At 70.9% G+C, this 25,580-nt stretch carries 18 protein-coding genes and 1 pseudogene; 10 read left to right on the forward strand and 9 right to left on the reverse strand.

What is annotated here, in order from left to right; all coding sequences use genetic code 11:
• Positions 1 to 12: 12 nt before the first annotated feature.
• The 3 genes from AB0N17_RS06190 to AB0N17_RS06200 all read left to right on the forward strand — a co-directional run bounded on the left by AB0N17_RS06190 (position 13) and on the right by AB0N17_RS06200 (position 2,917).
• On the forward strand, positions 13 to 963 hold the full coding sequence (locus AB0N17_RS06190) for a ComF family protein (protein ID WP_366009948.1): 951 nt from the start codon (positions 13 to 15) through the stop codon (positions 961 to 963).
• A gap of 311 nt (positions 964 to 1,274) precedes the next feature.
• Positions 1,275 to 1,967, forward strand: coding sequence for a ribosome-associated translation inhibitor RaiA (gene raiA, locus AB0N17_RS06195; RefSeq protein WP_366009949.1), 693 nt, complete (start codon positions 1,275 to 1,277; stop codon positions 1,965 to 1,967).
• Between the two features lie 203 nt (positions 1,968 to 2,170).
• Positions 2,171 to 2,917 (forward strand): response regulator transcription factor, encoded by a 747-nt coding sequence (locus AB0N17_RS06200; protein ID WP_366009950.1) that lies wholly within the window; start codon positions 2,171 to 2,173, stop codon positions 2,915 to 2,917.
• On the opposite strand, the gene AB0N17_RS06205 is transcribed toward AB0N17_RS06200, so the two are convergent.
• The gene (locus AB0N17_RS06205) at positions 2,914 to 4,095 is read right to left on the reverse strand and encodes a crosslink repair DNA glycosylase YcaQ family protein (RefSeq protein ID WP_366009951.1); all 1,182 of its coding nucleotides are present in this window, start codon (positions 4,093 to 4,095) and stop codon (positions 2,914 to 2,916) included. The two genes, AB0N17_RS06200 and AB0N17_RS06205, sit on opposite strands and share 4 nt — an antisense overlap.
• Positions 4,096 to 4,144: 49 nt before the next feature.
• Positions 4,145 to 4,717 carry a GNAT family N-acetyltransferase gene (locus AB0N17_RS06210; protein WP_366009952.1) on the reverse strand — a complete coding sequence of 191 codons (573 nt, stop codon included), beginning with the start codon at positions 4,715 to 4,717 and terminating at the stop codon, positions 4,145 to 4,147.
• A 253-nt stretch (positions 4,718 to 4,970) separates the two neighbouring features.
• Between AB0N17_RS06210 and secA the strand changes: the two genes are divergently transcribed.
• Positions 4,971 to 7,781 carry a preprotein translocase subunit SecA gene (gene secA, locus AB0N17_RS06215; RefSeq protein WP_366009953.1) on the forward strand — a complete coding sequence of 937 codons (2,811 nt, stop codon included), beginning with the start codon at positions 4,971 to 4,973 and terminating at the stop codon, positions 7,779 to 7,781.
• 125 nt (positions 7,782 to 7,906) lie between these two features.
• Here secA and AB0N17_RS06220 read toward each other — a convergent pair whose 3' ends face one another.
• Complete coding sequence (locus AB0N17_RS06220; protein ID WP_366009954.1) at positions 7,907 to 8,470, reverse strand: Rv3235 family protein; 564 nt, start codon at positions 8,468 to 8,470, stop codon at positions 7,907 to 7,909.
• 325 nt (positions 8,471 to 8,795) lie between these two features.
• On the opposite strand from AB0N17_RS06220, the gene AB0N17_RS06225 reads away from it, so the two are divergent.
• The 5 genes from AB0N17_RS06225 to AB0N17_RS06245 all read left to right on the forward strand — a co-directional run bounded on the left by AB0N17_RS06225 (position 8,796) and on the right by AB0N17_RS06245 (position 17,636).
• Positions 8,796 to 9,308 (forward strand): hypothetical protein, encoded by a 513-nt coding sequence (locus tag AB0N17_RS06225; RefSeq protein WP_366009955.1) that lies wholly within the window; start codon positions 8,796 to 8,798, stop codon positions 9,306 to 9,308.
• Positions 9,309 to 9,376: 68 nt separating this feature from the next.
• Positions 9,377 to 10,045: an HAD family hydrolase gene (locus AB0N17_RS06230; protein ID WP_366009956.1), complete on the forward strand. Its 669-nt coding sequence runs from the start codon at positions 9,377 to 9,379 to the stop codon at positions 10,043 to 10,045.
• A gap of 553 nt (positions 10,046 to 10,598) precedes the next feature.
• Positions 10,599 to 15,533 (forward strand): NAD-glutamate dehydrogenase, encoded by a 4,935-nt coding sequence (locus tag AB0N17_RS06235; protein ID WP_366009957.1) that lies wholly within the window; start codon positions 10,599 to 10,601, stop codon positions 15,531 to 15,533.
• A 143-nt stretch (positions 15,534 to 15,676) separates the two neighbouring features.
• Positions 15,677 to 16,144 (forward strand): GtrA family protein, encoded by a 468-nt coding sequence (locus tag AB0N17_RS06240; RefSeq protein WP_366009958.1) that lies wholly within the window; start codon positions 15,677 to 15,679, stop codon positions 16,142 to 16,144.
• 58 nt (positions 16,145 to 16,202) lie between these two features.
• Positions 16,203 to 17,636, forward strand: coding sequence for a hypothetical protein (locus AB0N17_RS06245; RefSeq protein WP_366010221.1), 1,434 nt, complete (start codon positions 16,203 to 16,205; stop codon positions 17,634 to 17,636).
• 77 nt (positions 17,637 to 17,713) lie between these two features.
• Here the strand turns inward: AB0N17_RS06245 and AB0N17_RS06250 are convergent, their stop codons facing one another.
• The 4 genes from AB0N17_RS06250 to AB0N17_RS06265 all read right to left on the reverse strand — a co-directional run bounded on the left by AB0N17_RS06250 (position 17,714) and on the right by AB0N17_RS06265 (position 23,529).
• Complete coding sequence (locus AB0N17_RS06250) at positions 17,714 to 19,378, reverse strand: glycosyltransferase family 2 protein (protein WP_366009959.1); 1,665 nt, start codon at positions 19,376 to 19,378, stop codon at positions 17,714 to 17,716.
• Positions 19,375 to 21,579 carry a CDP-glycerol glycerophosphotransferase family protein gene (locus tag AB0N17_RS06255; RefSeq protein ID WP_366009960.1) on the reverse strand — a complete coding sequence of 735 codons (2,205 nt, stop codon included), beginning with the start codon at positions 21,577 to 21,579 and terminating at the stop codon, positions 19,375 to 19,377. Before AB0N17_RS06255 ends, AB0N17_RS06250 begins: the two co-directional genes overlap by 4 nt.
• 212 nt (positions 21,580 to 21,791) lie before the next feature.
• Complete coding sequence (locus AB0N17_RS06260; RefSeq protein WP_366009961.1) at positions 21,792 to 22,622, reverse strand: ABC transporter ATP-binding protein; 831 nt, start codon at positions 22,620 to 22,622, stop codon at positions 21,792 to 21,794.
• On the reverse strand, positions 22,615 to 23,529 hold the full coding sequence (locus tag AB0N17_RS06265; protein ID WP_366009962.1) for an ABC transporter permease: 915 nt from the start codon (positions 23,527 to 23,529) through the stop codon (positions 22,615 to 22,617). The genes AB0N17_RS06260 and AB0N17_RS06265 overlap by 8 nt, the downstream gene beginning before the upstream one ends.
• 192 nt (positions 23,530 to 23,721) lie before the next feature.
• Between AB0N17_RS06265 and AB0N17_RS06270 the strand changes: the two genes are divergently transcribed.
• Positions 23,722 to 24,348 carry a TetR/AcrR family transcriptional regulator gene (locus tag AB0N17_RS06270; protein ID WP_366009963.1) on the forward strand — a complete coding sequence of 209 codons (627 nt, stop codon included), beginning with the start codon at positions 23,722 to 23,724 and terminating at the stop codon, positions 24,346 to 24,348.
• 33 nt (positions 24,349 to 24,381) lie between these two features.
• Here the strand turns inward: AB0N17_RS06270 and AB0N17_RS06275 are convergent.
• Positions 24,382 to 24,576 (reverse strand): annotated as a pseudogene (locus tag AB0N17_RS06275) (ADP-ribosylglycohydrolase family protein); the annotation flags it as partial.
• Between the two features lie 9 nt (positions 24,577 to 24,585).
• Positions 24,586 to 25,566 carry a UDP-glucose 4-epimerase GalE gene (gene galE / locus AB0N17_RS06280; RefSeq protein WP_366009964.1) on the reverse strand — a complete coding sequence of 327 codons (981 nt, stop codon included), beginning with the start codon at positions 25,564 to 25,566 and terminating at the stop codon, positions 24,586 to 24,588.
• Positions 25,567 to 25,580: the final 14 nt, after the last annotated feature.

The raw sequence follows: 25,580 nt of genomic DNA on the forward strand, positions 1-25,580 counted from the left end.
ACAGTGGACGTCATGCGGGGGTGGTGGCAGGACCTCACCGACCTGGTGCTGCCGGCCGAGTGCGCGGGCTGCGGGGCACCTCGTACGGCGCTGTGCACGCGGTGCCGTGAAGTGCTGGACGGGACCGCGCCGCGGCGGGTGCGGCCGGTGCCGGAGCCGGCCGGGCTGCCGGTGGTCCATGCGGCGGCGCCGTACGCGGAGCAGGTGCGGTCCCTCCTGCTCGCCCACAAGGAGCGCGGCGCGCTGATGCTCGCGGGAGTGCTCGGTACGGCTCTGGCGCGGGCCGTGCGGGCGGGCCTGGGCGGGAGTGCGGCGGGAGCTGTCACCGGGGGCGGTACCGGCGGTGGACGGGGTGGTCTCGGTCCTGGTGCCGGGCAGGGTGGTGCCGGGAGCGCCGGCGGTCCGGTTCCGGGCCGTGCGGGCGGGCCCGTGGTGCTCGTCCCCGTGCCCTCCGCCCGGTGGGCCGTGCGGGCGCGGGGGCACGATCCGGTGCGGCGGATGGCGCTCGCGGCGGCCGGGGAGCTACGGCGCACCGGGACGCCCGCCCGGGTGGCGGCCGTGCTGCGTCAGCGGCGGCCCGTGGCGGACCAGGCCGGGCTGGACGCACGGCGGCGCCTCGCCAACCTCGCGGGTGCGCTGCAGGTGACGTCCGGCGCCGCCCGACTGCTCGACACGGGCCGCGTCGTGCTCGTCGACGACCTGATCACGACGGGCGCCACGCTCGCCGAGGCGGCCAGGGCCCTGCGCGAGGGAAGTGACGGCACGGCAAGTGGAGTGAGAACAGTCGTGTACGGGGCCGTAACTCGGGAAGGTAGGGGGGAACGACGGATCGGTGCCCGGCCGGAGAGGGGGAAGTGGGTGCACGGTGCATCGGAAAAGGCGGTGGTGAACGCCCTCGGGAGGGTGCTTCACGCGGCCGTGGTCGCCGGTCCCAGGGATTCTTTCGAAATAAACAGGAACTGACCGCCGACCTGCATCGTTGCAGGTGGCGAGGGCAGTAATTCACCTGAACGGAGGTACGGCGCGGTAGAGGGTGACGACATCCGTCCGGGCGAGATATGTTCGGTTGTGAGGAAAGGCGCAGGCCGCACCTCTCATATCCGAATGCCGTGCCGCGGGTTTTCCGCTATCACCCGCGCCGGTGGGGTGGAGATCTCGCCCACGGGGGAGGAGGAGGTGTAAGTCACCGAGTCCGAGGTCCGGTGCTCACCGGACCGGGTGCGAAAGGGAGACGTTCCGCCGAAGCGGCGGAGCGATCCGGAACGGAGTTCTGCGTGGACATCGTCGTCAAAGGCCGCAAGACCGAGGTGCCCGACCGGTTCCGCAAGCACGTGGCCGAGAAGCTGAATCTGGAAAAGATCCAGAAGCTCGATGCCAAGGTGATCAGCCTCGACGTCGAGGTGTCCAAGGAGCCCAACCCCCGGCAGGCCGACCGCTGTGACCGAGTGGAGATCACGCTCCGCTCCCGCGGTCCGGTGATCCGGGCGGAGGCAGCGGCCAGCGATCCGTACGCGGCGCTCGACATGGCGGCGGAGAAGCTGGGTGCCCGGCTGCGCAAGCAGCACGACAAGCGTTTTTCGCGCCGTGGTGCGCGCCGGATCTCGGCGGCCGAGGTCCCCGACCACGTGCCGGGCGCGGCGACGCTCAACGGGAGCGGCCTTCCCGTCCACGAAGAAGAGACCGACGGTGTGCCGACGAAGAAGATCGGCTCCCTGGAGGTCAAGGGAGAAGGCCCCCTCATCGTCCGCGAGAAGACACACGTCGCCTCTCCGATGAGCCTCGACCAGGCCCTCTACGAGATGGAACTGGTCGGCCACGACTTCTACCTGTTCGTCGACGTCGAGACGAAGGAACCGAGCGTCGTCTACCGGCGACACGCCTACGACTACGGCGTGATCCACCTCAGCACGGACCCGATGGTCGCCGAGGCGCAGCCCCCCGCGGCGGGTGGCACGCTGGGCGGCTGATCCACCGGGATGAAGCCGAGCCGGTGCCCCTGGAGCGCGTGTGCGCCCCCAGGGGCACCGGTGTGCGACCACTTCGCGCCTCGCACGTCACCTCTGTGTCGCCCGGGCATGAAATCATGGCCGGACCGGCCCAACCGGTGGGCCGCTGCCTTGGGTTGGCGATGGCACAGGACCACAGGCCACAGCCTTCAGGGGGAGGAACGATGGCGGACACCTTCGGACCGATGCGGGACGAGGATGCCGACGACGGTGTCATCGGCATGGGCCCGGACGCAGGCTCGGCGCGCAAGGAGCCGATCAGAGTCCTGGTCGTGGACGACCACGCCCTGTTCCGGCGCGGACTGGAGATCGTGCTCGCCGCCGAGGAGGACATCCAGGTCGTCGGTGAGGCGGGCGACGGCGCCGAGGCCGTCGACAAGGCCGCCGACCTGCTGCCCGACATCGTGCTGATGGACGTCCGCATGCCCAAGCGCGGCGGGATCGAGGCCTGCACCTCCATCAAGGAGGTCGCCCCCAGCGCGAAGATCATCATGCTGACGATCAGCGACGAGGAGGCCGACCTCTACGAGGCCATCAAGGCGGGTGCGACCGGATACCTCCTGAAGGAGATCTCCACGGACGAGGTGGCCACCGCCATCCGTGCCGTGGCCGACGGGCAGTCGCAGATCAGCCCGTCCATGGCGTCGAAACTCCTCACCGAGTTCAAGTCCATGATCCAGCGCACCGACGAGCGCCGGCTGGTGCCCGCGCCACGGCTGACGGAGCGGGAGCTGGAGGTCCTCAAGCTCGTCGCCACCGGGATGAACAACCGGGACATCGCCAAGGAGCTGTTCATCTCGGAGAACACCGTGAAGAACCACGTCCGCAACATCCTGGAGAAACTGCAGCTGCACTCCAGGATGGAGGCCGTGGTCTACGCGATGCGGGAGAAGATCCTCGAGATCCGCTAGCTCTGGGCGAGGGTGTGGACGAGCTCCCGCGTCAGGGCCTCGCGCAGGTCCGGGGCGTCGACGCGCTCCACGCGGACGTCCGTGCAGTTCACCCAGCCCGCCGCCTCGACCAGGGCCTGGGCGACGGCCGGGACCGCCTTGGGGCCGTCCAGGGTGACCTGCTTGGCGACCAGAGTGCGGCCCTCGCGGGCCGGGTCGACCCGCCCGACCAGCCGGCCGCCGGCGAGCACCGGCATCGCGAAGTAGCCGTACACCCGCTTCGGCCTGGGGACGTAGGCCTCCAGCCGGTGGGTGAAGCCGAAGAGCCGCTCGGTGCGGGCCCGCTCCCAGATCAGCGAGTCGAACGGCGACAGCAGGGTGGTGCGGTGACGGCCGCGCGGCTGCGTCGCCAGCGCCGCCGGATCGGCCCAGGCCGGTTTGGACCAGCCCTCGACCTCGACCGGCACCAGGCCCGAGTCCGCGATCACCGCGTCGACCTGCTCGCCCTTGAGGCGGTGATAGTCGGCGATGTCCGCGCGCGTGCCCACGCCCAGGGACTCACCGGCCAGCCGGACCAGGCGGCGCAGGCACTCGGAGTCGTCCAATTCGTCGTGCAGCAGGGCGTCCGGGATCGCGCGCTCGGCGAGGTCGTACACCCGCTTCCAGCCGCGCCGCTCCACACACACCACCTCGCCGTACATCAGCGCGCGCTCCACGGCGACCTTGGTGCCCGACCAGTCCCACCACTCGCTCGTCCTCTTCGCGCCGCCCAGCTCCGTGGAGGTCAGCGGGCCCTCGGCCCGCAGCTGCTTGATGACCTGCTCGTAGACCCCCTCGGGCAGCTCGTGGTTCCAGTGCGGGCGGTCGCGGTACGCGCGGCGGCGGAAGGCGAAGTGCGGCCACTCCTCCACGGGCAGGATGCACGCCGCGTGGGACCAGTACTCGAAGGCGTGCGTGTCCTTCCAGTAGGCGGCCTCCACGGTCCTGCGGTCGACGGCGCCGAGGCGGGCGTACGGCACCAGCTCGTGGGAGCGGGCGAGCACCGAGATCGTGTCGAGCTGGACCGCGCCGAGGTGGCGCAGCACCCCGCGGACACCGGCGCGCCGGTCGGGCGCGCCGAGGAAGCCCTGGGCCCGCAGGGCGATACGGCGGGCGTCGTCCGCGGTGAGCGTGGTGGTCGGGCGCGGAAGGGTCGTCATGCGTCGGACGATAGAGGCTGCCACTGACAGTCCCGGCTGAGCTGCTGCTTCACCGGGCGGGCGCGGGCAGGTACGGCGCCGTGGAGGGCAGGCCCAGGTCCGAGGGGAGCAGGGAGCCGACCCAGCAGTCCCGTCGTACCCCCTTGTTGTTGATGGCCGAGCGCAGGGTGCCCTCGATGGTGAAGCCCGCTCGTTCGGCCACCGCGCGGGAGGCGGCGTTGCCGACCTCGGCGCGCCATTCGACCCGGTCGACGCCGACCGCGGTGAAGATCCACCGGCAGGCGGTGAGCGTGGCCTCGGTGACGTAGCCGCGGCCCCGGTGGGCCTTGGCCGCCCAGTAGCCGACCTCGGCCGTGCCCAGGGAGCGCATGGTGAGACCGAGCATGCCGGCCAGTTCCCCGCCGGTGAGGAAGACGCCGAAGGTGAACATCGATGCCTGCGCCCAGCCGTCGGGGACGAGCTGTTCCGTGAAGCCCAGGGCGTGCTCGGGCAGGTAGGGGGAGGGGATGGTGGTCCAGCGCTGGATGTCGGGGTCCTGGACGGCCTCGTACACCGCGTCGGTGTCGTCCGGGCCGACGGTGCGCAGCAGAAGGCGGTCCGTGGTGAGCGTGACGGGTTCCATCGCCCGATTGTGCTGGGCCACCCGCGCGCGGACCATCCTTTTTCGCTGTGTGTGAGCGGGTGAGCACATTTCGCGCAATTCCTCGACCGGATGCGGCACTATCCGTGTGCCCGGGCCGTTGTCCAGAGTGAAGCGGCCGTCGGGCCGCCAGGCCTCCCGGCGCAGCCGGGTCCTCGCATACGATGGCCGTTGCTCAGTACGTAAGAAGGAAAACCGACCGTCCCAGGCCCGACCGGCAAGGAGACCAGCCCCCGTGTCCGTCCTCTCGAAGATCATGCGTGCAGGCGAAGGCAAGATCCTGCGCAAGCTGCACCGCATCGCGGACCAGGTCAACTCCATCGAAGAGGACTTCGTGAACCTCTCCGACGCCGAGCTGAGGGCCCTCACCGAGGAGTACAAGCAGCGGTACGCCGACGGTGAGAGCCTGGACGACCTGCTCCCCGAGGCGTTCGCCACCGTCCGCGAGGCCGCCAAGCGCGTCCTCGGCCAGCGTCACTACGACGTGCAGCTGATGGGCGGCGCCGCCCTCCACCTCGGCTACGTGGCCGAGATGAAGACCGGTGAGGGCAAGACCCTCGTCGGCACCCTGCCCGCGTACCTGAACGCCCTCTCCGGAGACGGCGTCCACCTCATCACGGTCAACGACTACCTGGCCGAGCGCGACTCCGAGATGATGGGCCGCGTCCACAAGTTCCTCGGTCTGGACGTCGGCTGCATCCTCGCCAACATGACGCCGGCCCAGCGCCGCGAGCAGTACGCGTGCGACATCACCTACGGCACCAACAACGAGTTCGGCTTCGACTACCTGCGCGACAACATGGCGTGGGCGAAGGACGAGCTGGTGCAGCGCGGCCACAACTTCGCCATCGTCGACGAGGTCGACTCCATCCTCGTCGACGAGGCCCGTACGCCGCTGATCATCTCCGGCCCGGCCGACCAGGCCACGAAGTGGTACGGCGACTTCGCCAAGCTGGTCCTGCGCCTGAAGAGGGGCGAGGCGGGCAACCCGCTCAAGGGCCTGGAGGAGACCGGCGACTACGACGTCGACGAGAAGAAGCGCACGGTCGCCATCCACGAGTCCGGTGTCAGCAAGGTCGAGGACTGGCTGGGCATCGACAACCTCTACGAGTCGGTGAACACCCCGCTCGTGGGCTACCTGAACAACGCCATCAAGGCCAAGGAGCTCTTCAAGCGCGACAAGGACTACGTCGTCATCGACGGCGAGGTCATGATCGTCGACGAGCACACCGGCCGTATCCTCGCCGGCCGCCGCTACAACGAGGGCATGCACCAGGCGATCGAGGCGAAGGAAGGGGTGGACATCAAGGACGAGAACCAGACGCTCGCCACGATCACCCTGCAGAACTTCTTCCGCCTCTACTCGAAGCTCTCCGGCATGACCGGTACGGCGATGACCGAGGCCGCCGAGTTCCACCAGATCTACAAGCTCGGCGTGGTCCCGATCCCGACCAACAAGCCGATGATCCGCAAGGACCAGTCGGACCTGATCTACCGCACCGAGGTCGCCAAGTTCGAGGCGGTCGTCGACGACATCGCGGAGAAGCACGAGAAGGGCCAGCCGATCCTCGTCGGCACCACCTCCGTCGAGAAGTCGGAGTACCTCTCGCAGCAGCTCTCCAAGCGCGGCATCCAGCACGAGGTGCTGAACGCCAAGCACCACGAGCGTGAGGCGTCGATCGTCGCGCAGGCCGGCCGCAGGGGCGCGGTCACGGTGGCCACCAACATGGCCGGCCGTGGTACCGACATCAAGCTCGGTGGCAACCCCGACGACCTCGCCGAGGCGGAGCTGCGCCAGCGCGGCCTCGACCCCGAGGAGCACATCGAGGAGTGGGCCCAGGCCCTGCCCGCCGCGCTGGAGAAGGCCGAGCAGGCGGTCAAGGCCGAGTTCGAAGAGGTCAAGGACCTTGGCGGCCTCTACGTCCTCGGCACCGAGCGGCACGAGTCGCGGCGCATCGACAACCAGCTGCGCGGCCGTTCCGGCCGTCAGGGCGACCCGGGCGAGTCCCGCTTCTACCTGTCGCTGGGCGACGACCTGATGCGCCTGTTCAAGGCCCAGATGGTCGAGCGCGTGATGTCGATGGCCAACGTGCCGGACGACGTGCCGATCGAGAACAAGATGGTCACGCGCGCGATCGCGTCCGCGCAGTCGCAGGTCGAGCAGCAGAACTTCGAGACCCGTAAGAACGTTCTGAAGTACGACGAGGTGCTCAACCGGCAGCGCGAGGTCATCTACGGCGAGCGCCGGCGCGTCCTGGAGGGCGAGGACCTGCACGAGCAGGTGCAGCACTTCATGGACGACACCATCGACGCCTACATCTCCGCGGAGACCGCCGAGGGCTTCCCCGAGGACTGGGACCTGGACCGGCTGTGGGGCGCGTTCAAGCAGCTCTACCCGGTGAAGGTCACCATCGACGAGCTGGAGGAGGCCGCCGGTGACCGTGCCGGTCTGACGGCCGAGTTCATCTCCGAGTCCATCAAGGAGGACATCCACGAGCAGTACGAGTCCCGGGAGACGCAGCTCGGCTCCGAGATCATGCGTGAGCTGGAGCGCCGGGTCGTGCTGTCGGTCCTCGACCGCAAGTGGCGTGAGCACCTCTACGAGATGGACTACCTCCAGGAGGGCATCGGCCTGCGCGCGATGGCGCAGAAGGACCCGCTGGTCGAGTACCAGCGCGAGGGCTTCGACATGTTCACCGCGATGATGGAGGGCATCAAGGAGGAGTCCGTCGGCTACCTGTTCAACCTGGAGGTCCAGGTCGAGCAGCAGGTCGAGGAGGTCCCGGTCGAGGCCGCGGAGCCGGTCGGCGAGGGCGTCCAGGACACGGTTCCGGCGCAGGCCGGTGCGCGTCCGGAGATCCGGGCGAAGGGCCTGGACGTTCCGCAGCGACGGGATCTGCACTTCTCCGCGCCGACCGTGGACGGCGAGGGCGGCATCCTGGAGCGCGACCTCGAGGACGACGAGCCGGTGCGGTCCGAGGCCGACGGGCTGACGCGGGCGGAGCGGCGCAAGCAGGCCAAGGGCGGGCGGCGCCGCAAGAAGTGACCTGCGGCGTCACAGCCGTTGAGTCTGGCGGTGCTTCAGCCGTTGAGCGGGGCCGGGTTCCTTTCGGGGGGCCCGGCCCCGCTGCCATGTGCCGTGGGAGTCGGCAGCGGCTCGACCGCCCGCGGCTACGCGGTCTCCACCGCCGTGCAGCGCCAGCGGAGGTCCGGGCCTCGTTCCAGGCGGAAGGCCAGGGCCCTGAGCTGGTCTCCTGCGGCGATGCGCGCGAAGGCCTCGACGGCCCCGGTGGCGGCGACGTAGTAGCCGATGTCCTGGACGACCGGACGGGGGCCACGGGTGCGCAGGGGGACCCGGGCGGCGAGGCGGGTCAGATCGTCGTAGGCGCGGCCGGCGGTGTGGCGGAGCATCCAGTGGACGGGGCGCTGGCCGCTGAGAACGGCCAGCAGGCGGTCGGCGAAGAGATCGGTGGGGCGGGGCGGTCGGGGCTGCCGTAGGGCCGTCAGGGGCGTGGCAGGGTCCGTCCGCGGGGGCGTGACGGGCGTGCCGGGCGTTGCGGTGGCCGGGGCGGTGCCGGCCGGCCGGGGGGCGGCCGTGGTGCGCCTGGCCGGGGTGCGGGGCGGGGCGCCGCCGGGGCGGCGGGTGTCGTGGCGGGTCGGCGGCCGGTGGCGCGGGCGGGGCTGGGCAGTGCGGCTCATGACCTGGGGCGCGGTGCGGCTCATCACCTTGTTCATGGGATCCCCGTTCGGCGGGCCCGGGATACCGGGCGGTAACTAGCTGGTGGGGATCTTGTACGGGGCGGACGGAGGCGTGGCAAGGAAGGCGGGGCGTGCGGCGGAGGGGCGCGGAAGTTCACCTATCCGAGGGGCGGTCGAGGGTGGAAAGCCCGCCGTTGAGCGGGGGCCCCGGGTGAATTCCCGGCCTTCGGTGGACGCCGTTCGGGGGCCGGGCAGGAACTCGAAAGGGGACGCGCACGTATCCTGAAGGCCCTCCGGGAGACGCGCCAGCCGCTCTCCCCGGGGCCCGAGCGGAGCCTTTGAGCAGGAAAGAGCGGCCAGTATGCGCGTCTACGTCCCCCTGACCCTTCCCGGTCTCGCCGAGGCACACAGGACGGGTGAGCTGGGGAGCGGCCCCTTCGTGGCGTACGCCGTCACGCCCGCGTTGCGTGAGTGGTACGTCTCCGAGGACATCGAGGAGCTGGAGTACGCGGCGCTCGGCCGGGCGGCGCTGGCCTCCCTGCGGCTGCTCGCGACGGATCCCGGTGCGGCGCGGCGCCGGGTCGTGGTCGCCGTGGACGTGCCGGACGGAGCGGCGAGCGCCGACCCCGGCCGGGGGGCCGAGCCGGCCGCGCTCGGCGAGGTCGGCGTGACGATCACGGTGCCGCTCGCCAAGGCGGCTGCGGTGCACGTCGACGCCGACGACGCGGAGCCGGACGTGGCCGCGGCGGCGGAGGCGCTCCAGGCGGCGGACGGCGGGGACGACGATGCGCAGTCCGTGGTGGACGGCGCGGACGACCACGAACTGCTCTGGTACGCCACGCAGGAGATCCCCAACCTGGTCGGGCCGGCCTGACCCCGGCTGACCTGGCCTTACGCGACCGCCCGACGGGGCTGTCGGTGGGGGCGGGTACCGTCTTGGACATGGGGATGCAGGCAAACGCGCACATCGTCTGGGACTGGAACGGCACGCTGTTCCACGACAATGACGCGATCATCGGGGCGACGAACGCGGCCTTCGCCGAGCTGGGGCTCGCGCCGATCACGCTGGGGCAGTACCGGTCGCTGTACTGCGTGCCGGTGCCGAAGTTCTACGAGCGGCTGCTGGGCCGGCTGCCGAGCGACGCCGAGTGGGAGCTGATGGACGGGGTGTTCCATCGGCACTACGCCGACCACCGGGTGCGGTGCGGGCTGACCGAGGGGGCGGCGGAGCTGCTCGCGGGCTGGCGGTCGGCGGGCCGCAGCCAGTCGCTGCTGAGCATGTACGGGCACGAGGAGCTGGTGCCGCTCGTGCGGGGCTTCGGCATAGAGACGCACTTCATACGGGTCGACGGGCGGACGGGGCCGTCCGGGGGCAGCAAGGCCGAGCACATGGTGCGGCATCTCCAGGCGCTGGGGGCGGCGGTGTCGCCCTCGCGGACCGTGGTGATCGGGGATGCCGCGGACGACGCGGTCGCCGCGGGGAACGTGGGCGCGCGGGCCGTGCTGTACACGGGGGGATCGCACAGCCGGGCCAGCCTCGAAGGCGCGGGAGTCCCGGTGGTGGACACGCTGGCCGAGGCCGTGGTCGAGGCGGAGCGGCTGGTCGCCTGAGGGAACTGCCCGTGCGGGCCGCGCCGTAACGACTCCTTGTGCTGTGGCCGGCCCGGGGGCAGGTCTCGCATGCCCGCAGCGGCATGGGCAGGTATGGCCCGATACGCCACCCACCCCGACCCCGCCCCTGTGCAGAACGTCAAAGTTCTGACCCCTCTTTTGTACACATACGGCTCATGACGTGTGCGGGGTGAGGAGCGATAGCCTGGTGGCGTGATCAGCGCGATAGTTCGCGGGGGCGATCCTGCTCCTGCCCTGCGCCCGGGTAGCACGGAGCACCTCCGTGACCGGGCGGCGGTCGCTGGTCCTCGCGGGCGGGACGGGGGCGCCGATGCCCCCTGGACGCCGAGGACGCCCCGGATCGCGGCGCCGACGAGAGCGGCGTCACACGCGACGGGCGTGCCGAGAATGGCCGAATTCCCCCCGCTCATCTCACCTCGCGGCATAGCGTCGGAACGAACCGGACACCCCGGGCCGTGGCGTTACGCCGGAGGGGAAGAGACCGTACTTCCTTCTACGTCACGCAACGGCGCGCGACAGGAGCCAGAGGACAATGCAGACCAAGCTGGACGAAGCCAAGGCCGAGCTGCTCGCGAGGGCCGCACGGGTAGCTGAGAACAGCCCGGTCGGGGGGCACCTACCGACCGGGACGACGAGCGAGGGCACCCCCGGCACTCCGGACAGCGAATCCGTGCTCGCGTTCCTCCAGCGCTACTACCTGCACACCGCCCCGGAAGACCTCGCGGACCGCGACCCGGTCGACGTCTTCGGCGCCGCGGTCTCGCACTACCGTCTCGCCGAGACCCGCCCGCAGGGCACCGCGAACGTCAGGGTGCACACCCCGACCGTGGAAGAGAACGGCTGGACCTCCAGTCACAGCGTCGTGGAAGTCGTCACCGACGACATGCCCTTCCTGGTCGACTCGGTCACCAACGAGCTGACGCGGCAGGGACGCGGCATCCACGTCGTCGTCCACCCCCAGTTCGTCGTCCGCCGCGATCTCACCGGCAAGCTGATCGAGGTCCTGCCCACCCCGCCCAGCGGCGACCTCCCGCACGACGCGCACTTCGAGTCCTGGATCCACGTCGAGATCGACCGGGAGACGGACCGCGCCGACCTCAAGCAGATCTCCGTCGACCTGCTGCGCGTCCTGTCCGACGTCCGCGAGGCCGTCGAGGACTGGGAGAAGATGCGGGACACGGCGGCCCGGATCGCCGACGACCTCCCGAACGAGCCCGTCCCCGGCGACCTGGCCAAGCCCGAGGTCGACGAGGCCCGCGAGCTGCTGCGCTGGCTCGCCGACGACCACTTCACCTTCCTCGGCTTCCGCGAGTACCAGCTGCGCGAGGACGACACGCTCGCCGCCGTGCCCGGCACCGGTCTCGGCATACTGCGCTCGGACCCGCACCACGCCAAGGACGACCAGCACCCGGTCAGCCCCTCCTTCGAGCGGCTCCCGGCCGACGCCCGCGCCAAGGCCCGCGAGCACAAGCTGCTCGTGCTGACCAAGGCCAACAGCCGCGCCACCGTGCACCGGCCGTCGTACCTGGACTACATCGGCGTCAAGAAGTTCGACGCGGACGGCAATGTCGTCGGTGAGCGGCGCTTCCTCGGTCTGTTCTCGTCGGCCGCGTACACCGACTCCGTCCGCCGCGTCCCCGTCATCCGCCGCAAGGTGGACGAGGTGCTGGCGCTCGCCGGTTTCTCGCCCCACAGCCACGACGGCCGTGACCTGCTGCAGATCATGGAGACCTACCCCCGCGACGAGCTGTTCCAGACGCCCGCCGCCGAGCTGCAGTCCATCGTCACGTCCGTGCTGTACCTGCAGGAGCGCCGGCGGCTCAGGCTCTACCTGCGTCAGGACGAGTACGGGCGCTACTACTCCGCGCTGGTCTACCTCCCGCGCGACCGCTACACCACCGGTGTCCGGCTGCGGATCATCGACATCCTGAAGGAGGAGCTCGGCGGCAACAGCGTCGACTTCACCGCCTGGAACACCGAGTCGATCCTGTCCCGGCTGCACTTCGTCGTCCGGGTCCCGCAGGGCACCGAGCTGCCCGAGCTGTCCGACTCCGACAAGGAGCGCATCGAGGCCCGCCTGGTCGAGGCCGCCCGCTCCTGGGCCGACGCCTTCGCCGAGGCGCTGACCGCCGAGTGCGGCGAGGAGCACGCGGCCGAGGTGCTGCGCCGCTACAACAACGCCTTCCCCGAGGGCTACAAGGCCGACCACACCCCGCGCGCCGCGGTCGCCGACCTGGTCCATCTGGAGCAGCTCGGCGAGGACAAGACGTTCAGCCTGAGCCTGTACGAGCCGGTGGGGGCCGGGCCCGAGGAGCGCCGCTTCAAGATCTACCAGAAGGGCGGCACGGTCTCCCTCTCCAAGGTGCTGCCGGTGCTCAGCCGCCTCGGCGTCGAGGTCACCGACGAGCGGCCGTACGAGCTGCGCTGCGTGGACCGCACGACCGCCTGGATCTACGACTTCGGTCTGCGCATGCCGAAGGCGGCCGGCGGTGACTACCTCGGCGACGACGCCCGCGAGCGCTTCCAGGAGGCCTTCTCCGCGACCTGGACAGGCAAGGCGGAGAACGACGGCTTCAACGCGCTGGTGCTCAGCGCCGGGCTGACCTGGCGGCAGGCGATGGTGCTGCGCGCCTACGCCAAGTACCTGCGGCAGGCCGGCTCGACGTTCTCGCAGGACTACATGGAGGACACCCTCCGCAACAACGTCCACACCACCCGCCTCCTCGTCTCCCTGTTCGAGGCGCGGATGTCCCCGGACCGGCAGAAGGCCGGCCTGGAGCTGATCGACGCCCTCCTCGAGGAGCTCGACGCGGCGCTGGACCAGGTGGCGAGCCTGGACGAGGACCGGATCCTCAGGTCCTTCCTGACCGTCATCAAGGCGACCCTGCGCACGAACTTCTTCCAGGACGCGGCCGACGGCAACCCGCACGGCTACGTCTCGATGAAGTTCGACCCGCAGGCCATCCCGGACCTGCCCGCGCCGCGCCCGGCGTACGAGATCTGGGTGTACTCCCCGCGCGTCGAGGGCGTGCACCTGCGCTTCGGCAAGGTCGCCCGAGGCGGCCTGCGCTGGTCCGACCGGCGTGAGGACTTCCGCACCGAGATCCTCGGCCTGGTCAAGGCGCAGATGGTGAAGAACACCGTCATCGTGCCGGTCGGCGCCAAGGGCGGCTTCGTCGCCAAGCAGCTGCCGGACCCGGGCGTCGACCGCGACGCCTGGCTGGCCGAGGGCATCGCCAGCTACAAGACGTTCATCTCGGCGCTGCTCGACATCACCGACAACATGGTCGCCGGCGAGGTCGTGCCGCCGGCCGACGTTGTCCGGCACGACGAGGACGACACCTACCTCGTCGTCGCCGCCGACAAGGGCACCGCGACCTTCTCCGACATCGCCAACGGGGTCGCCGAGCAGTACAACTTCTGGCTCGGCGACGCGTTCGCCTCCGGCGGCAGCGCGGGCTACGACCACAAGGGCATGGGCATCACCGCGCGGGGCGCCTGGGAGTCCGTCAAGCGGCACTTCCGCGAGCTGGGCGTGGACACGCAGACCGAGGACTTCACGGTCGTCGGCATCGGTGACATGTCCGGTGACGTGTTCGGCAACGGCATGCTGCTCTCCGAGCACATCCGTCTGGTCGCCGCCTTCGACCACCGGCACATCTTCATCGACCCGGACCCGGTCGCGGAGACGTCGTACGCCGAGCGCCGCCGCCTGTTCGAGCTGCCCCGCTCCAGCTGGGCCGACTACAACGCCGACCTGCTGTCGGCGGGCGGCGGGATCTTCCCGCGCAGCGCGAAGTCGATCCCGATCAACGCCCACATCCGTGAGGCCCTCGGCATCGCCGACAAGGTCACCAAGATGACCCCGGCCGACCTGATGAAGGCGATCCTGCACGCGCCGGTCGACCTGCTGTGGAACGGCGGCATCGGCACCTACGTGAAGTCGTCCGCCGAGTCGAACGCGGACGTCGGCGACAAGGCCAACGACGCCATCCGCGTCGACGGCGCCGACCTGCGCGTCAAGGTCGTCGGCGAGGGCGGCAACCTGGGTCTGACCCAGCTCGGCCGCATCGAGTTCGCGCTGCACGGCGGCCGGATCAACACCGACGCGATCGACAACAGCGCCGGCGTGGACACCTCCGACCACGAGGTGAACATCAAGATCCTGCTGAACGGCCTGGTCGCGGACGGCGACATGACCGTCAAGCAGCGCAACAAGCTGCTCGCCGAGATGACCGACGAGGTCGGCGCGCTGGTCCTGCGCAACAACTACGCGCAGAACACCGCCCTGGCCAACGCCCTGTTCCAGGCGAAGGACATGCTCCACGCCCAGCAGCGCTTCCTGCGCCACCTGGTGCGCGAGGGCCACCTGGACCGGGCGCTGGAGTTCCTGCCCGCCGACCGCCAGATCCGCGAGCGCCTCACCCAGGGCCAGGGTCTGACCAGCCCGGAGACCGCCGTCGTCCTGGCGTACACGAAGATCACGGTCGCCGAGGAGCTGCTGGCCACCTCCCTGCCGGACGACCCGTACCTGCGCGGTCTGCTGCACGCCTACTTCCCGACGGCGCTGCGCGAGCGGTTCGCCGACGCGATCGACAGCCACCCGCTGCGCCGCGAGATCACCACGACCGTACTGGTCAACGACACGGTCAACACGGGCGGTACGACGTATCTGCACCGCCTGCGCGAGGAGACCGGCGCCTCCCTGGAGGAGATCGTCCGGGCGCAGACCGCGGCCCGCGCGATCTTCCGCTCGGCGCCGGTGTGGGACGCGGTGGAGGCACTGGACAACCGGGTCGACGCGGACGTCCAGACCCGGATCCGGCTCCACTCGCGCCGGCTCGTCGAGCGCGGCACCCGCTGGCTGCTGAACAACCGGCCGCAGCCGCTCCAGCTCGCGGAGACGGTCGAGTTCTTCGCCGAGCGGGTCGAGCGGGTCTGGCAGGAGCTGCCGAAGCTGCTCAAGGGCACGGACCAGGAGTGGTACCAGCACGTGTACGACGAGTTGTCCGCGGCCGGCGTCCCGGACGAAGCCGCCACCCGCGTGGCCGGCTTTTCCTCCGCCTTCCCGGCGCTCGACATCGTGTCGGTGGCCGACCGGACCGGCAAGGAGCCGCTGGACGTCGCCGAGGTGTACTACGACCTCGCCGACCGGCTCGACATCACGCAGCTGATGGACCGCATCAGCGAGCTGCCCCGCAACGACCGCTGGCAGTCCATGGCCCGCGCCTCCATCCGCGAGGACCTGTACGCGGCCCACGCGGCGCTCACCGCGGACGTCCTCGCGGTGGGCAACGGCTCCTCGACGCCGGAACAGCGGTTCAAGGCGTGGGAGGAGAAGAACGCCCCCATCCTGAGCCGGGCGCGCACCACCCTGGAGGAGATCCGCAGCTCGGACTCCTTCGACCTCGCCAACCTGTCGGTGGCGATGCGGACGATGCGGACGCTGCTGCGCACGCACTCGTAGCCGTACGACGGTGAGAACGCCCCGGGCCGATGCAGATTCGGTCCGGGGCGTTCCGTTTCTTGCCGGTCCTTAGCGAAAAACGTGCGGCGAATTTACCGTTTCCTGCTAATCGGTGTGTTTCGGATAGGGTCTGCGATGTGACAGTGAACCTCACCGAGACCCGCCCGGCGGCACCCCCCGCGCCGGCTCCGGCCCGGCCGGTCAGGCACGTCGTGCTGGAGGTCGTGAAATTCGGGATCGTCGGCGGCAGCGGAGTCCTGGTCAATTTCCTGGTCTTCAACCTGCTGCTGCACGGCCTGCGTTGGCAGGCGATGACCGCGACCGTCCTGGCCAGCTGTATCGCGATGGCGACCAATTACCTCGGCTTCCGCTTTTTCGCCTATCGCGACCGTGCCTCACGCACCCGCAGCCAGATCATCCTGTTCTTCGTCTTCAGCGGCCTCGGCGTCGTCATGGAAATCAGCCTGTTCTGGGTCGGTTACCACGGCCTTGGTCTGCACAGCGTCCTCGAATCGAACATGGCGAAAGCGCTGTCGATCGTGCTCGCCTCCGCATTCCGTTTCGTCGTCTACCGCACCTGGGTGTTTCAGCAGGATGCACGCCACCTCTGACATCGAACGGGTGAGCCGACCCGCACCGCCGACCGCCACCGCACGGGCCGGCCGGACGCTGCCGCAGGCCGCCGCCGCGCTCGTCCTCGTCCTGCTGCTCCTGGTCGTCGTCCGCCTGCCCTGGGCGGGCGACCTCGGTATGCACGCGGCCACGATCCAGCGACTGCGGCACGACCTGCTGCATCCCGGCAACCCGCTGGTCGACGCGGACACGCCGAGCCCGTACTACTCGCCGTGGATGCTGGTGCTGGGCTGCGTCGCCAAGCTGACCGGTCTGTCGGTGTTCGTGGTGCTGCGGATCGGCGCGCTGGCCGGGCTGGGGCTGCTGGTCACCGGGGTGTGGCGGTATGTGCGCACTCTGAGCGCCCACCGTGCGGCACCGGCGCTGGCGCTGCTGAGCCTGCTCCTGCTGTGGGGGCCGACGCTGTTCAACTGGAGCGGCTTCCTGGGCCTGAACTCCCTGGCGCTGACGGTCTCGTACCCGAGCGTCCTCGCGCTCGGCCTCGCCTTCCACTTCTGGGCGTGGCTGACGCGGGCGCTGCGCGGGGAGGCCGCGTGGGGGGTGTGGCTGGGACTCGGGGTGCTGTGGGCGCTGATCCTGCTGTGTCACCAGTTCACCGGGGTCGTGGCGTCTCTGGGCGGGCTGGCCACGGTGATCGCCGTACGGCCGGGCCGGACGGTGCTGGTGCGGCTCGGCGCCGGGCTCGTGCTCGGCGTGGTGCTGCTGGGGCTGTGGCCGTACTACGACTTCTTCTCGCTGTTCTCCGCCGGTGCGGGCCTGGAGGCGATCCACCGGCCGCTGTACGACGACCTCGCCGGGCGGTTCGGGCTGGTGCTGCTGGGGGTGGCGGCGCTGGTGCTGCGGTGGCGGCGGGACCGCTGGGATCCGCTGGTGCTGTTCTTCGCGCTGGGCGCGGTGGTGTTCGCCGCGGGCGGGCTGACCGGGCACTACTCCTGGGGCCGGGCCCTGCCCGCCGCGCTGATCCCGGCCCAGCTCGCCGCCGCGCTGGAGGTCGTGTCGGCCGGGCGGCGGGCGGTGCGCGGCGCCTGGGCGTGCCTGCTGGGCGCCGCGCTGGCCGTGGGCGCGTGGACGCAGGCCGGGACGCTCGGGTACGCGGTCGGACGGGATGCGCTGCCCGGGGTGGTGGCGGCGAAGTACCGGACGCCGTGGGTCGGTTACCGGTGGATCACGCCCTGGGTGAGGTACGGGGACGTGGTGATGGCGCGCACGTTCCCGGAGCGGCAGATTCCGGCGTACGGGCCGTACACGGTGGCGCCCGGGTATCCGGATGTGTTCCTGCCGGACGCGGCCCGGAGAGAGGCCGCGGTCACGCGGTACTTCGCGTCGGGGACGTCCGCGGCGGAGCGGCGGGGGATTCTGCGGGAGTACCGGGCGCGGTGGGTCGTGGGGCCGGCGGGCCTGGCCGGCCCCGGCCTGCGGAAGGTGACCGCCGGCCCGGGCGGGCAGGTTTTGTACCGAGTGGAGGACTGAGCCGCCGCGGGCCGGGGGTGGGTGCCGCCACCCCCGGCCGCGTCGATCACGTGGAGCTCAGGCGCCCAGCGGGCCCCTCACCGCAGCAGGCTCGCCACCAGCTTCGCCGCCCTGCGGACCCGGGGCCGGGCGATCTTCTTGATCGCCGGGCGGATCACTCGCGCCGTCACGCCCACCGGGCGCCAACGGATCTGGAGGCGGCCGGGGTTGCGGTTCTCCGGCTCGATGGTCACCTCGTGCGGGGTCGCGCCGGAGTGGTAGTCGATGCGGGCCGTGGCCGTGGGGAAGTCGAGAGGCGCCAGGAGCAGCCCCGAGTTCGACAGGCCCTGCTGGTTCAGGCGGACCAGGGGGTGACGGATGCCCTGGAAACCCTGCAGGGGGATCGGGGCGGCGGCGAGGTCCAGGCGGACGCTGCCCTCGAAGACGCCGGGGCGGACCGGATCCAGACGGAAGGGGACCGTCATCCGGCGGCCGCCGGGGGCCAGCAGCAGGCCGGCGCGCTGAGGGCCGACCGGCAGGCGGAGACCGGGGTCGTACGTGCGGATCGCCAGGGTCAGACAGGCCCCGTCTTCGCGGGTCAGCTCGGTGATCTCGTGACGGAACTGGGCGGTCGGGAACGGGCGCGTGTCGAGCTCCAGGTCGGACAGGTCCAGTTCCCGGCGGCCACGGTCGGAGTCGGGGACGCCGTCGCCCCAGTACGGCACCCCCGCCTCGTCGGCCGTGACCTCGCGCGGTGCCACCCCATGCCCCAGTCCGCGTGCCGCCAGCTGGGCGTCGGCCGGGCGGCCCGCCCGCAGCAGCTCCAGCACCACCCGCTCCGCACGCGGCAGCCGGGCGTACGCACCGGGGGACAGGGTCTCCAGGTACGGGTTCATGATCTCGGCGAAGGCCGCCAGCCACTCGGCGTCCCGGTACGGCAGGTCGCCCGCGTACATGCGGAAGTCGTGCTTGAGGAACTTGAAGTCCTTGTCCTCCCGCAGCCCCGCGTGCCCGCTCTCCAGCAGGAAGTCGTCGATCAGGCGCTGCACGTGGACCCGGTCGCGGACGTTCGTGACCTTGTGCCGCTGGTTGGAGATGGACGCCGATGCGGCCGCGGCGAACGGGTCGATGTACCAGATGTACACCGGCTCCGGGACGATCGTGAACGCCTTCGCCAGGCAGTACGCCTGCGCCGAGAACAGCTGGTCCTCGTAGTGGATGCCCTCGGGGAAGCGGAGGTCGTGGCGGTCCAGGAAGGACCGGGCGTACATCTTGCTGGTGGACAGGTGCTCGAAGAGCAGACGCGGGTCCGCCTCGATGCCCTCCACCGTGCGGTGCTCCGTGACCAGGTGCGGCATCCACGTCGTGCGGCGGCCGTTGTCCACCCGGACCCGCCGGACCGCGCCCATGGTGAAGTCCACCGCGCGCTCCCGGTGCGCGGCGAGCAGTGACTCGACCGCGCGGGGCGGGAGTTCGTCGTCGCTGTCGAGGAACATCAGGTACGGCGCCCGGGCGATCTCGATGGCCCGGTTGCGCGGGGCGCTGCAGCCGCCGCTGTTCTCCGGCAGGCGGAGGTAGCGGATGCGGTCGTCCTGCGCCTCCAACTGCCGTGCCACCGTCGGCGTCTCGTCCGTCGAGTGGTCGTCGCTGATGATGATCTCGATGTTCGCGTGGGTCTGCGCGCGCAGGGACGCGACCGCCCGGGGAAGGCGGGCGGCGTCGTTGAAGACGATGACCGTCACCGTCACGTCGGGGGTCGTCATGCCGAGGCCTCCTCGGGGGTCGGGGCGGGGGTGCGTTCCTCGAGCGGGATCACCGGGGGCAGCGCCTCCTCCGGCTCGCCCAGGAACACCCGTCGTACGACCCGCTCGGCGGCGCGTCCGTCGTCGTACTCGCAGAACCGGCGGCGAAACGCGGCCCGGGCCTTCGCCGCGCTCTCGTCGCGCCAGGCGCCGGAGGCGAAGATCTCTGCCAGCTCCTCCTGGGTGCGCGCGACCTGGCCGGGGTGTTCCGCCATGAGGTCGAAGTAGACGCCACGGGTGGTCCGGTACGTCTCCCAGTCGTCGGCGTAGACGACGATCGGGCGGTTCAGGTTCGCGTAGTCGAACATGATCGACGAGTAGTCCGTGACCAGCGCGTCGGCGGCCAGGCACAGCTCCTCGACGGGGTCGTAGGAGGAGACGTCGATGATCCGGCCGGAGCGGCGCAGACCGGTCAGCGGCGAGGCCGCGCCGCCGTAGAAGTAGTGGGCGCGGACGAGGAGGACCGTGTCCTCGCCGAGGCGGTCGGCGAAGGCGGCGAGGTCGAGGCGCGGAGTGAAGCCGGCCTCGTAGTCGCGGTGGGTGGGTGCGTACAGGACGGCCGTCTTGCCCGGGGCGATGCCGAGGCGGGCGCGGGCGGCGCGGACGTCGGCCGCCGTGGCGGTGTAGAAGACGTCGTTGCGCGGATAGCCGTGGTCCAGGGAGGTGTAGCGGGCCGGGTAGGCGCGCTCCCACATGCGGGTGGAGTGACTGTTGGCGCTGACGCTGTAGTCCCACTTGTCGATGCGGCCCAACAGGGCGGCGAAGTCCAGGCCCTTGGCGGCGGCGGGGTGCTCCATCTGGTCCAGGCCCATGCGCTTGAGCGGGGTGCCGTGGTGGGTCTGCAGGTGGACCGCGTCGGGCCGCTTGACCACCGCGTTGGGGAAGTTGACGTTGTTGACCAGGTACTTGGCCGTGGCCAGCGTCTCCCAGTAGCGGCGGGTGCCGGGGACCACGTGGTCCGTGCCGGGCGGGAGCAGGGCCGCGTTCTCCTTCGACACCACCCACACCCGGTGGATGTGCGGGGCGAGTTCGGCGAGCTTCGCGGCGATCGCGGCCGGGTTGCAGGCCACGCCGCGCTCCCAGTAGGCCGCGAACACGGCCAGGCCGGGGTCGACCGGGCGGTTCAGGGCGCGGTGGTACTGCTGGTCGCGGAGCTTGGCGCCGACCTGGCGCTTGCGGGTCCGCACGGTCTTCTTGGCGGCGCGGCGGGCGCGGTTGGCGGCCTGGAACGCGCGGTACTTGGTGTACGCGCCCTCCTCCAGCAGCGCGTGGCGTACGCCCTCCACGCCGGCCGGGCGCTCGTGGCGCTCGGGGCGCCAGCGGACGGCCGCGAGGGAGGCCCGGCGGAAGAACTCGCGGGCCACCGCGTCGGGCAGGTTCTCACCGGCGAAGGTGCGCACCAGGTCGCGCATCATCAGGTCGTACAGCACCGCGCGGGGGGCGCGGCGGTCGCGGGTGAGCGGCAGCAGGGACTCGTAGCGCTCGATGAGCGCGAACCGGTCCTCGGGGACGAGCGGCGGCAGGCTCTCGGGGCGCAGTTCACGGTTGTCGTAGGCCACCTGGTTCAGGCAGGCGACCCGGTCGGCGTGCAGCAGGGCCGTCTGCGCGGCGTGCGGCTCGTCCTCGGTGGTGAACCGCGGCTCGTGCGCCCGCCAGTACGCGGCGCGCAGGGCGCGGTTGCCGAGCAGCGGGGTGAGGCGCAGCAGATCGGCGGCCTCGTCCAGGGGGAGGCTCTCGCGGCCGACGGCGGCGAGGAAGCGGCCGTCGCGGGAGGGGGAGGCGGCGGTCTGCCAGGTGGTGGTGGTGTGGTCGAACAGAAGGACGTCGACCGGGGTGCCGGTGGCGTCCAGTTCGGCGGTCCGCTCGGAGATCAGACGGGGTGCGCCGGCCGGCAGGCCGTCCTTGGCGTGCACGAAGTGCAGCCAGCGCCCGGACGCCCGGGCGGCGCCCGCGGCCCGGGCCGCCGCGTCACCGGTGCCCTCGGGCAGCGGGACGACGACCGTCTCGGGCGCGTGGCCCTCGGCCGTCTCGCGGGCCCAGTCGCCGACCGCGGCGACGACCACCTCGGCGTCCGGCAGCGGGCGGGCCTCCAGGGCATCCAGTAGCTCTGTCAGATGCCCCTGTGCGTTCGGTCCGTAGACGATGACGCTGAGTTGGGGCATCGTAGTGGACTCCTTCGGTAGCGGCTTCGGTCGACCCTTCATAACATACTGTCACTAAGCGGATGAAAGGGATAACCGTGGCGGGGGTAAGAGCCGGCTCATGCAGGAAGACGGCGTTCCGCGTCCCCGGGTTTCTCTTCCGGTAACTTTCACGCCACCTTCTTGGTCACGCTGGCTTTTGCGCCGTCTTTCCGTTCAGGCCGCCGTCCCGGTCACGCCGCCTTCTTGGCGGCCGGCTTCTTCGCCGTCTTGTCGCTCTTGTCGCCGGTGAAGGCCTCGTACTCCTTCATGACCTCCTCCGTCGGGCCGTCCATGCGCAGCTCGCCGCGCTCCAGCCACAGGACCCGCTCGCAGGTGTCGCGGATCGACTTGTTGTTGTGGCTGACCAGGAACACCGTGCCCGCGTGCGCGCGCAGCTCGCGGATCCGTTCCTCGGAGCGCACCTGGAACTTGCGGTCACCGGTGGCCAGGGCCTCGTCGATCAGCAGGACGTCGTGGTCCTTGGCGGCGGCGATGGAGAACCGCAGCCGGGCCGCCATGCCGGAGGAGTAGGTGCGCATCGGAAGGGTGATGAAGTCGCCCTTCTCGTTGATCCCGGAGAAGTCGACGATGTCCTGATACCGCTCCTTGACCTGCTCCCGTGACATGCCCATGGCGAGCCCGCCGAGGTGGACGTTGCGCTCGCCGGTGAGGTCGCTCATCAGGGCCGCGTTGACGCCCAGCAGGGAGGGCTGGCCGTCGGTGTAGATGTGGCCGTTCTCCACCGGGAGCAGCCCGGCGACCGCCTTGAGCAGGGTGGACTTACCGGACCCGTTGGTGCCGATCAGGCCGACGGCCTCGCCCTTGTACGCGGTGAACGACACGTTCTTCACCGCGTGCACCCGACGCACGCCCGCCGCCTTCTCGGCCTGCTTGCGGCGCATGATGCGGTTGAGGGCGGCGGTGGCGGTGCCACGGCCCGCGCCGGTGCCGTTGACGCGGTAGACGATGTCGACGCCGTCGGCGATGACGGTGGGGATCTTCGCTTCGGTGTGCTCAGCCACGGCCGTACGTCTCCTCAGCCTTCCAGAAGTAGATGAAGCCGCCGATGCCCGCGACCAGGGCCCAGCCGACGGCCGCCGCCCACACGTGCGGGGGCAGCTGCGAGCCGTGGAAGCTGTGGATCAGCGCGTACCGCATGAGGTCGATGTAGACCGCGGCCGGGTTGGTCTCCAGCAGCACCGTGACGATGTGCGGCAGGTGGTCCTTCTTGGTGAGCTTGCTGATGCTCCACATCACGCCGGACACGTACATCCAGGTGCGCAGCACGAACGGCATCAGCTGGGCGATGTCCGGGGTCTTGGCGCCCCACCGGGCCATGATCATCGACACGCCCGCGTTGAAGACGGACTGCAGGACCAGCGCGGGGATCGCGAGCAGCCAGCGCGGGGTGACCGGGATGCCGAAGGACAGGATGATCACGACCAGCGCGGTCATCGAGAACAGCAGCTGCTGCAGCTGCTGGAGGCAGAAGGAGATCGGCAGGGAGGCGCGCGGGAAGTGCAGGGCGCGGACCAGGCCGAGGTTGCCCGAGATCGCGCGGGTGCCCGCCATGATCGAGCTCTGCGTGAACGTCCAGATGAACACGCCCGTCACCAGGAACGGGATGTAGTCCGGCACACCCTTGCTGGTGCCCAGGAGCACGCCGAAGATGAAGTAGTAGACCGCCGCGTTCAGCAGCGGGTTCATGACCTGCCAGACCTGGCCGAGCTTCGCCTGGCTGTACTGGGCGGTGAGCTTGGCGGTGGCGAAGGCGGTGATGAAGTGGCGGCGGGCCCACAGCTGGCCGACGTACTCCGGCAGGGAGGGGCGGGCTCCGCTGACCGTGAGGCCGTGCCGGGCGGCGAGTGCCGCGAGGTCGTCGTCGGCCGGGGCCTGGGTCGGGGGCGGTGTGTGGAGGACCTGGCTCACATCCGCTGCTTTCGCTCGGGGGGAGGGGGGTGGCTCCGGGCTGAGCCGGGCCTGGGCCGCCGTCCGGCGTTTCCTTACGCTTCTCTTCACGTTCTCTTACGTCGGGACGGGACCGTATCGTCGCAACGTGAGCGTAGAACCAATCGACGTCGGAACGCAACCGTTTCGTCGTAACGCCCTATGCTGTGCGTCATGACGACGAACGCCGACGAGGCCCCGAAGCGTCCGCGCCGCAGGTCCCCCGCCGGGGCCGCGGTGCTCCGGGAGGACGTGACCGAGGCCATCCGGGCGGCCGTCTTCGAGGAACTGGCGGCGGTCGGGTACGCGCGCATGTCCATCGAGGGGATCGCGCGGCGGGCGGGGGTCGGCAAGACGGCGGTGTACCGGCGCTGGCGTTCGAAACTGCACCTGGTGCTGGACGTGGTCTCCGCGATGGCGGTGCTGGGCTTTCCCGTCCCGGACACGGGCTCTCTGGAGGGCGACCTGCGCCTGCTGTACGAGGTCACGTCCCGTGCCCTGCGCCACCCGGTCGCCTCGCAGATCATCCCCGACCTCCAGGCGGAGGCCGCCCGCAATCCCGACCTCGCGGAGGCCTTCCAGAAGGCGCTGCGGGACGGTCAGGAGGGTGTGGCCAGCAGAATCGTGGCGGCGGCGGAGGAGAGGGGGGAGGTGCGGGCCGGCGTGGACGCCGACCTGGCACTGGACCTGATCTCCGGACCGCTGTACTGGCGGGCGGTGGTGATCCGCTCGCCGAAGCCGCCGAAGGGATACCTGGAGAAGCTGGCCCGCGCCACGGCGGGGGCGCTCAAGGCGCTGTGAGGCCGACCAGCCGCTCGGTCAGCGCCCATCGGCGTCGGTCGCCTCGCCCGGGTTCCAGCCTCCGCCGCCGCACATCTCGCCGCCACCCTGTCCGGGGTGGGGGAAGCGGGCGGAGAAGGCGTTCTCGGGGCCGAACTCGAACGGTGCGCCCAGGGCGTCGCCGACGGCCGACCCGACCACGGCGCCCACGGCGCGCTCGACGAGCCGGGCATCGGCCGGGTCGGTCATCCGCGCGGCCTACGACCGCGCCGCCTCCGGGTGGAGCCGGACCCAGCCCTCCCAGGCCGAGGTGATCATGTCCTGGACGTCGTACTTGGCCTGCCAGCCCAGTTCCGTGCCGATGCGGTCGGCGGAGGCGACCACGCGCGCGGGGTCGCCGGGGCGGCGCGGGGTGACGGTCGGGGCACGGTCGTAGCCGGTGACCGCGTTGATGCGGTCGATCATCTCGCGCACGGACACGCCCTCGCCGCGGCCGATGTTCAGGGTGAGGTCGGTGCCGGGGGAGGAGCGCAGGGCGCGGGCGACCGTGACGTGCGCCTCGGCCAGGTCGACCACATGGATGTAGTCGCGGACGCAGGTGCCGTCGGGGGTGGGGTAGTCGTCGCCGAAGATGCGCGGCGGCGCGCCCTCGGTGAGCTTCTCGAAGACCATCGGGATCAGGTTGTACACACCGGTGTCGGCGAGTTCGGGGGTGGCCGCTCCCGCCACGTTGAAGTAGCGCAGGGAGGCGGTCGCGAGGCCGGTCGCCCGGCCGGTGGCCCGCACCAGCCATTCGCCGGCCAGCTTCGTCTCGCCGTAGGGGGACAGCGGACGGCAGGGGGTCTCCTCCGTGACCAGGTCCACGTCCGGCATGCCGTAGACCGCCGCCGAGGAGGAAAGGAGGAAGGACGGGATCCGCGCGGCCGTCACGGCCTCCAGGAGGACGCGCAGGCCCTCCACGTTCTCCCGGTAGTAGTGCAGCGGGCGGTCCACCGACTCGCCCACCTGCTTCTTCGCCGCCAGATGCACGACCCCGGTGACGGCGTGCTCGGCCAGGGCGCGGGCCACCCGGTCCGCGTCCAGGACGGAGCCGCGCACCAGCGGTACCTCCGCCGGCAGGCGCTCGGCGACGCCCGTGGACAGATCGTCGTACACGACCGTGCGCTCGCCCGCCTCGGTCATCGCACGCACGACGTGCGCCCCGATGTAGCCGGCTCCGCCGGTGATCAGCCAGGTCATGGGCCGTCCCCTCA

It is taken from the genome of Streptomyces sp. NPDC051133 (genome assembly GCF_040682635.1).
GTDB lineage: Bacteria > Actinomycetota > Actinomycetes > Streptomycetales > Streptomycetaceae > Streptomyces.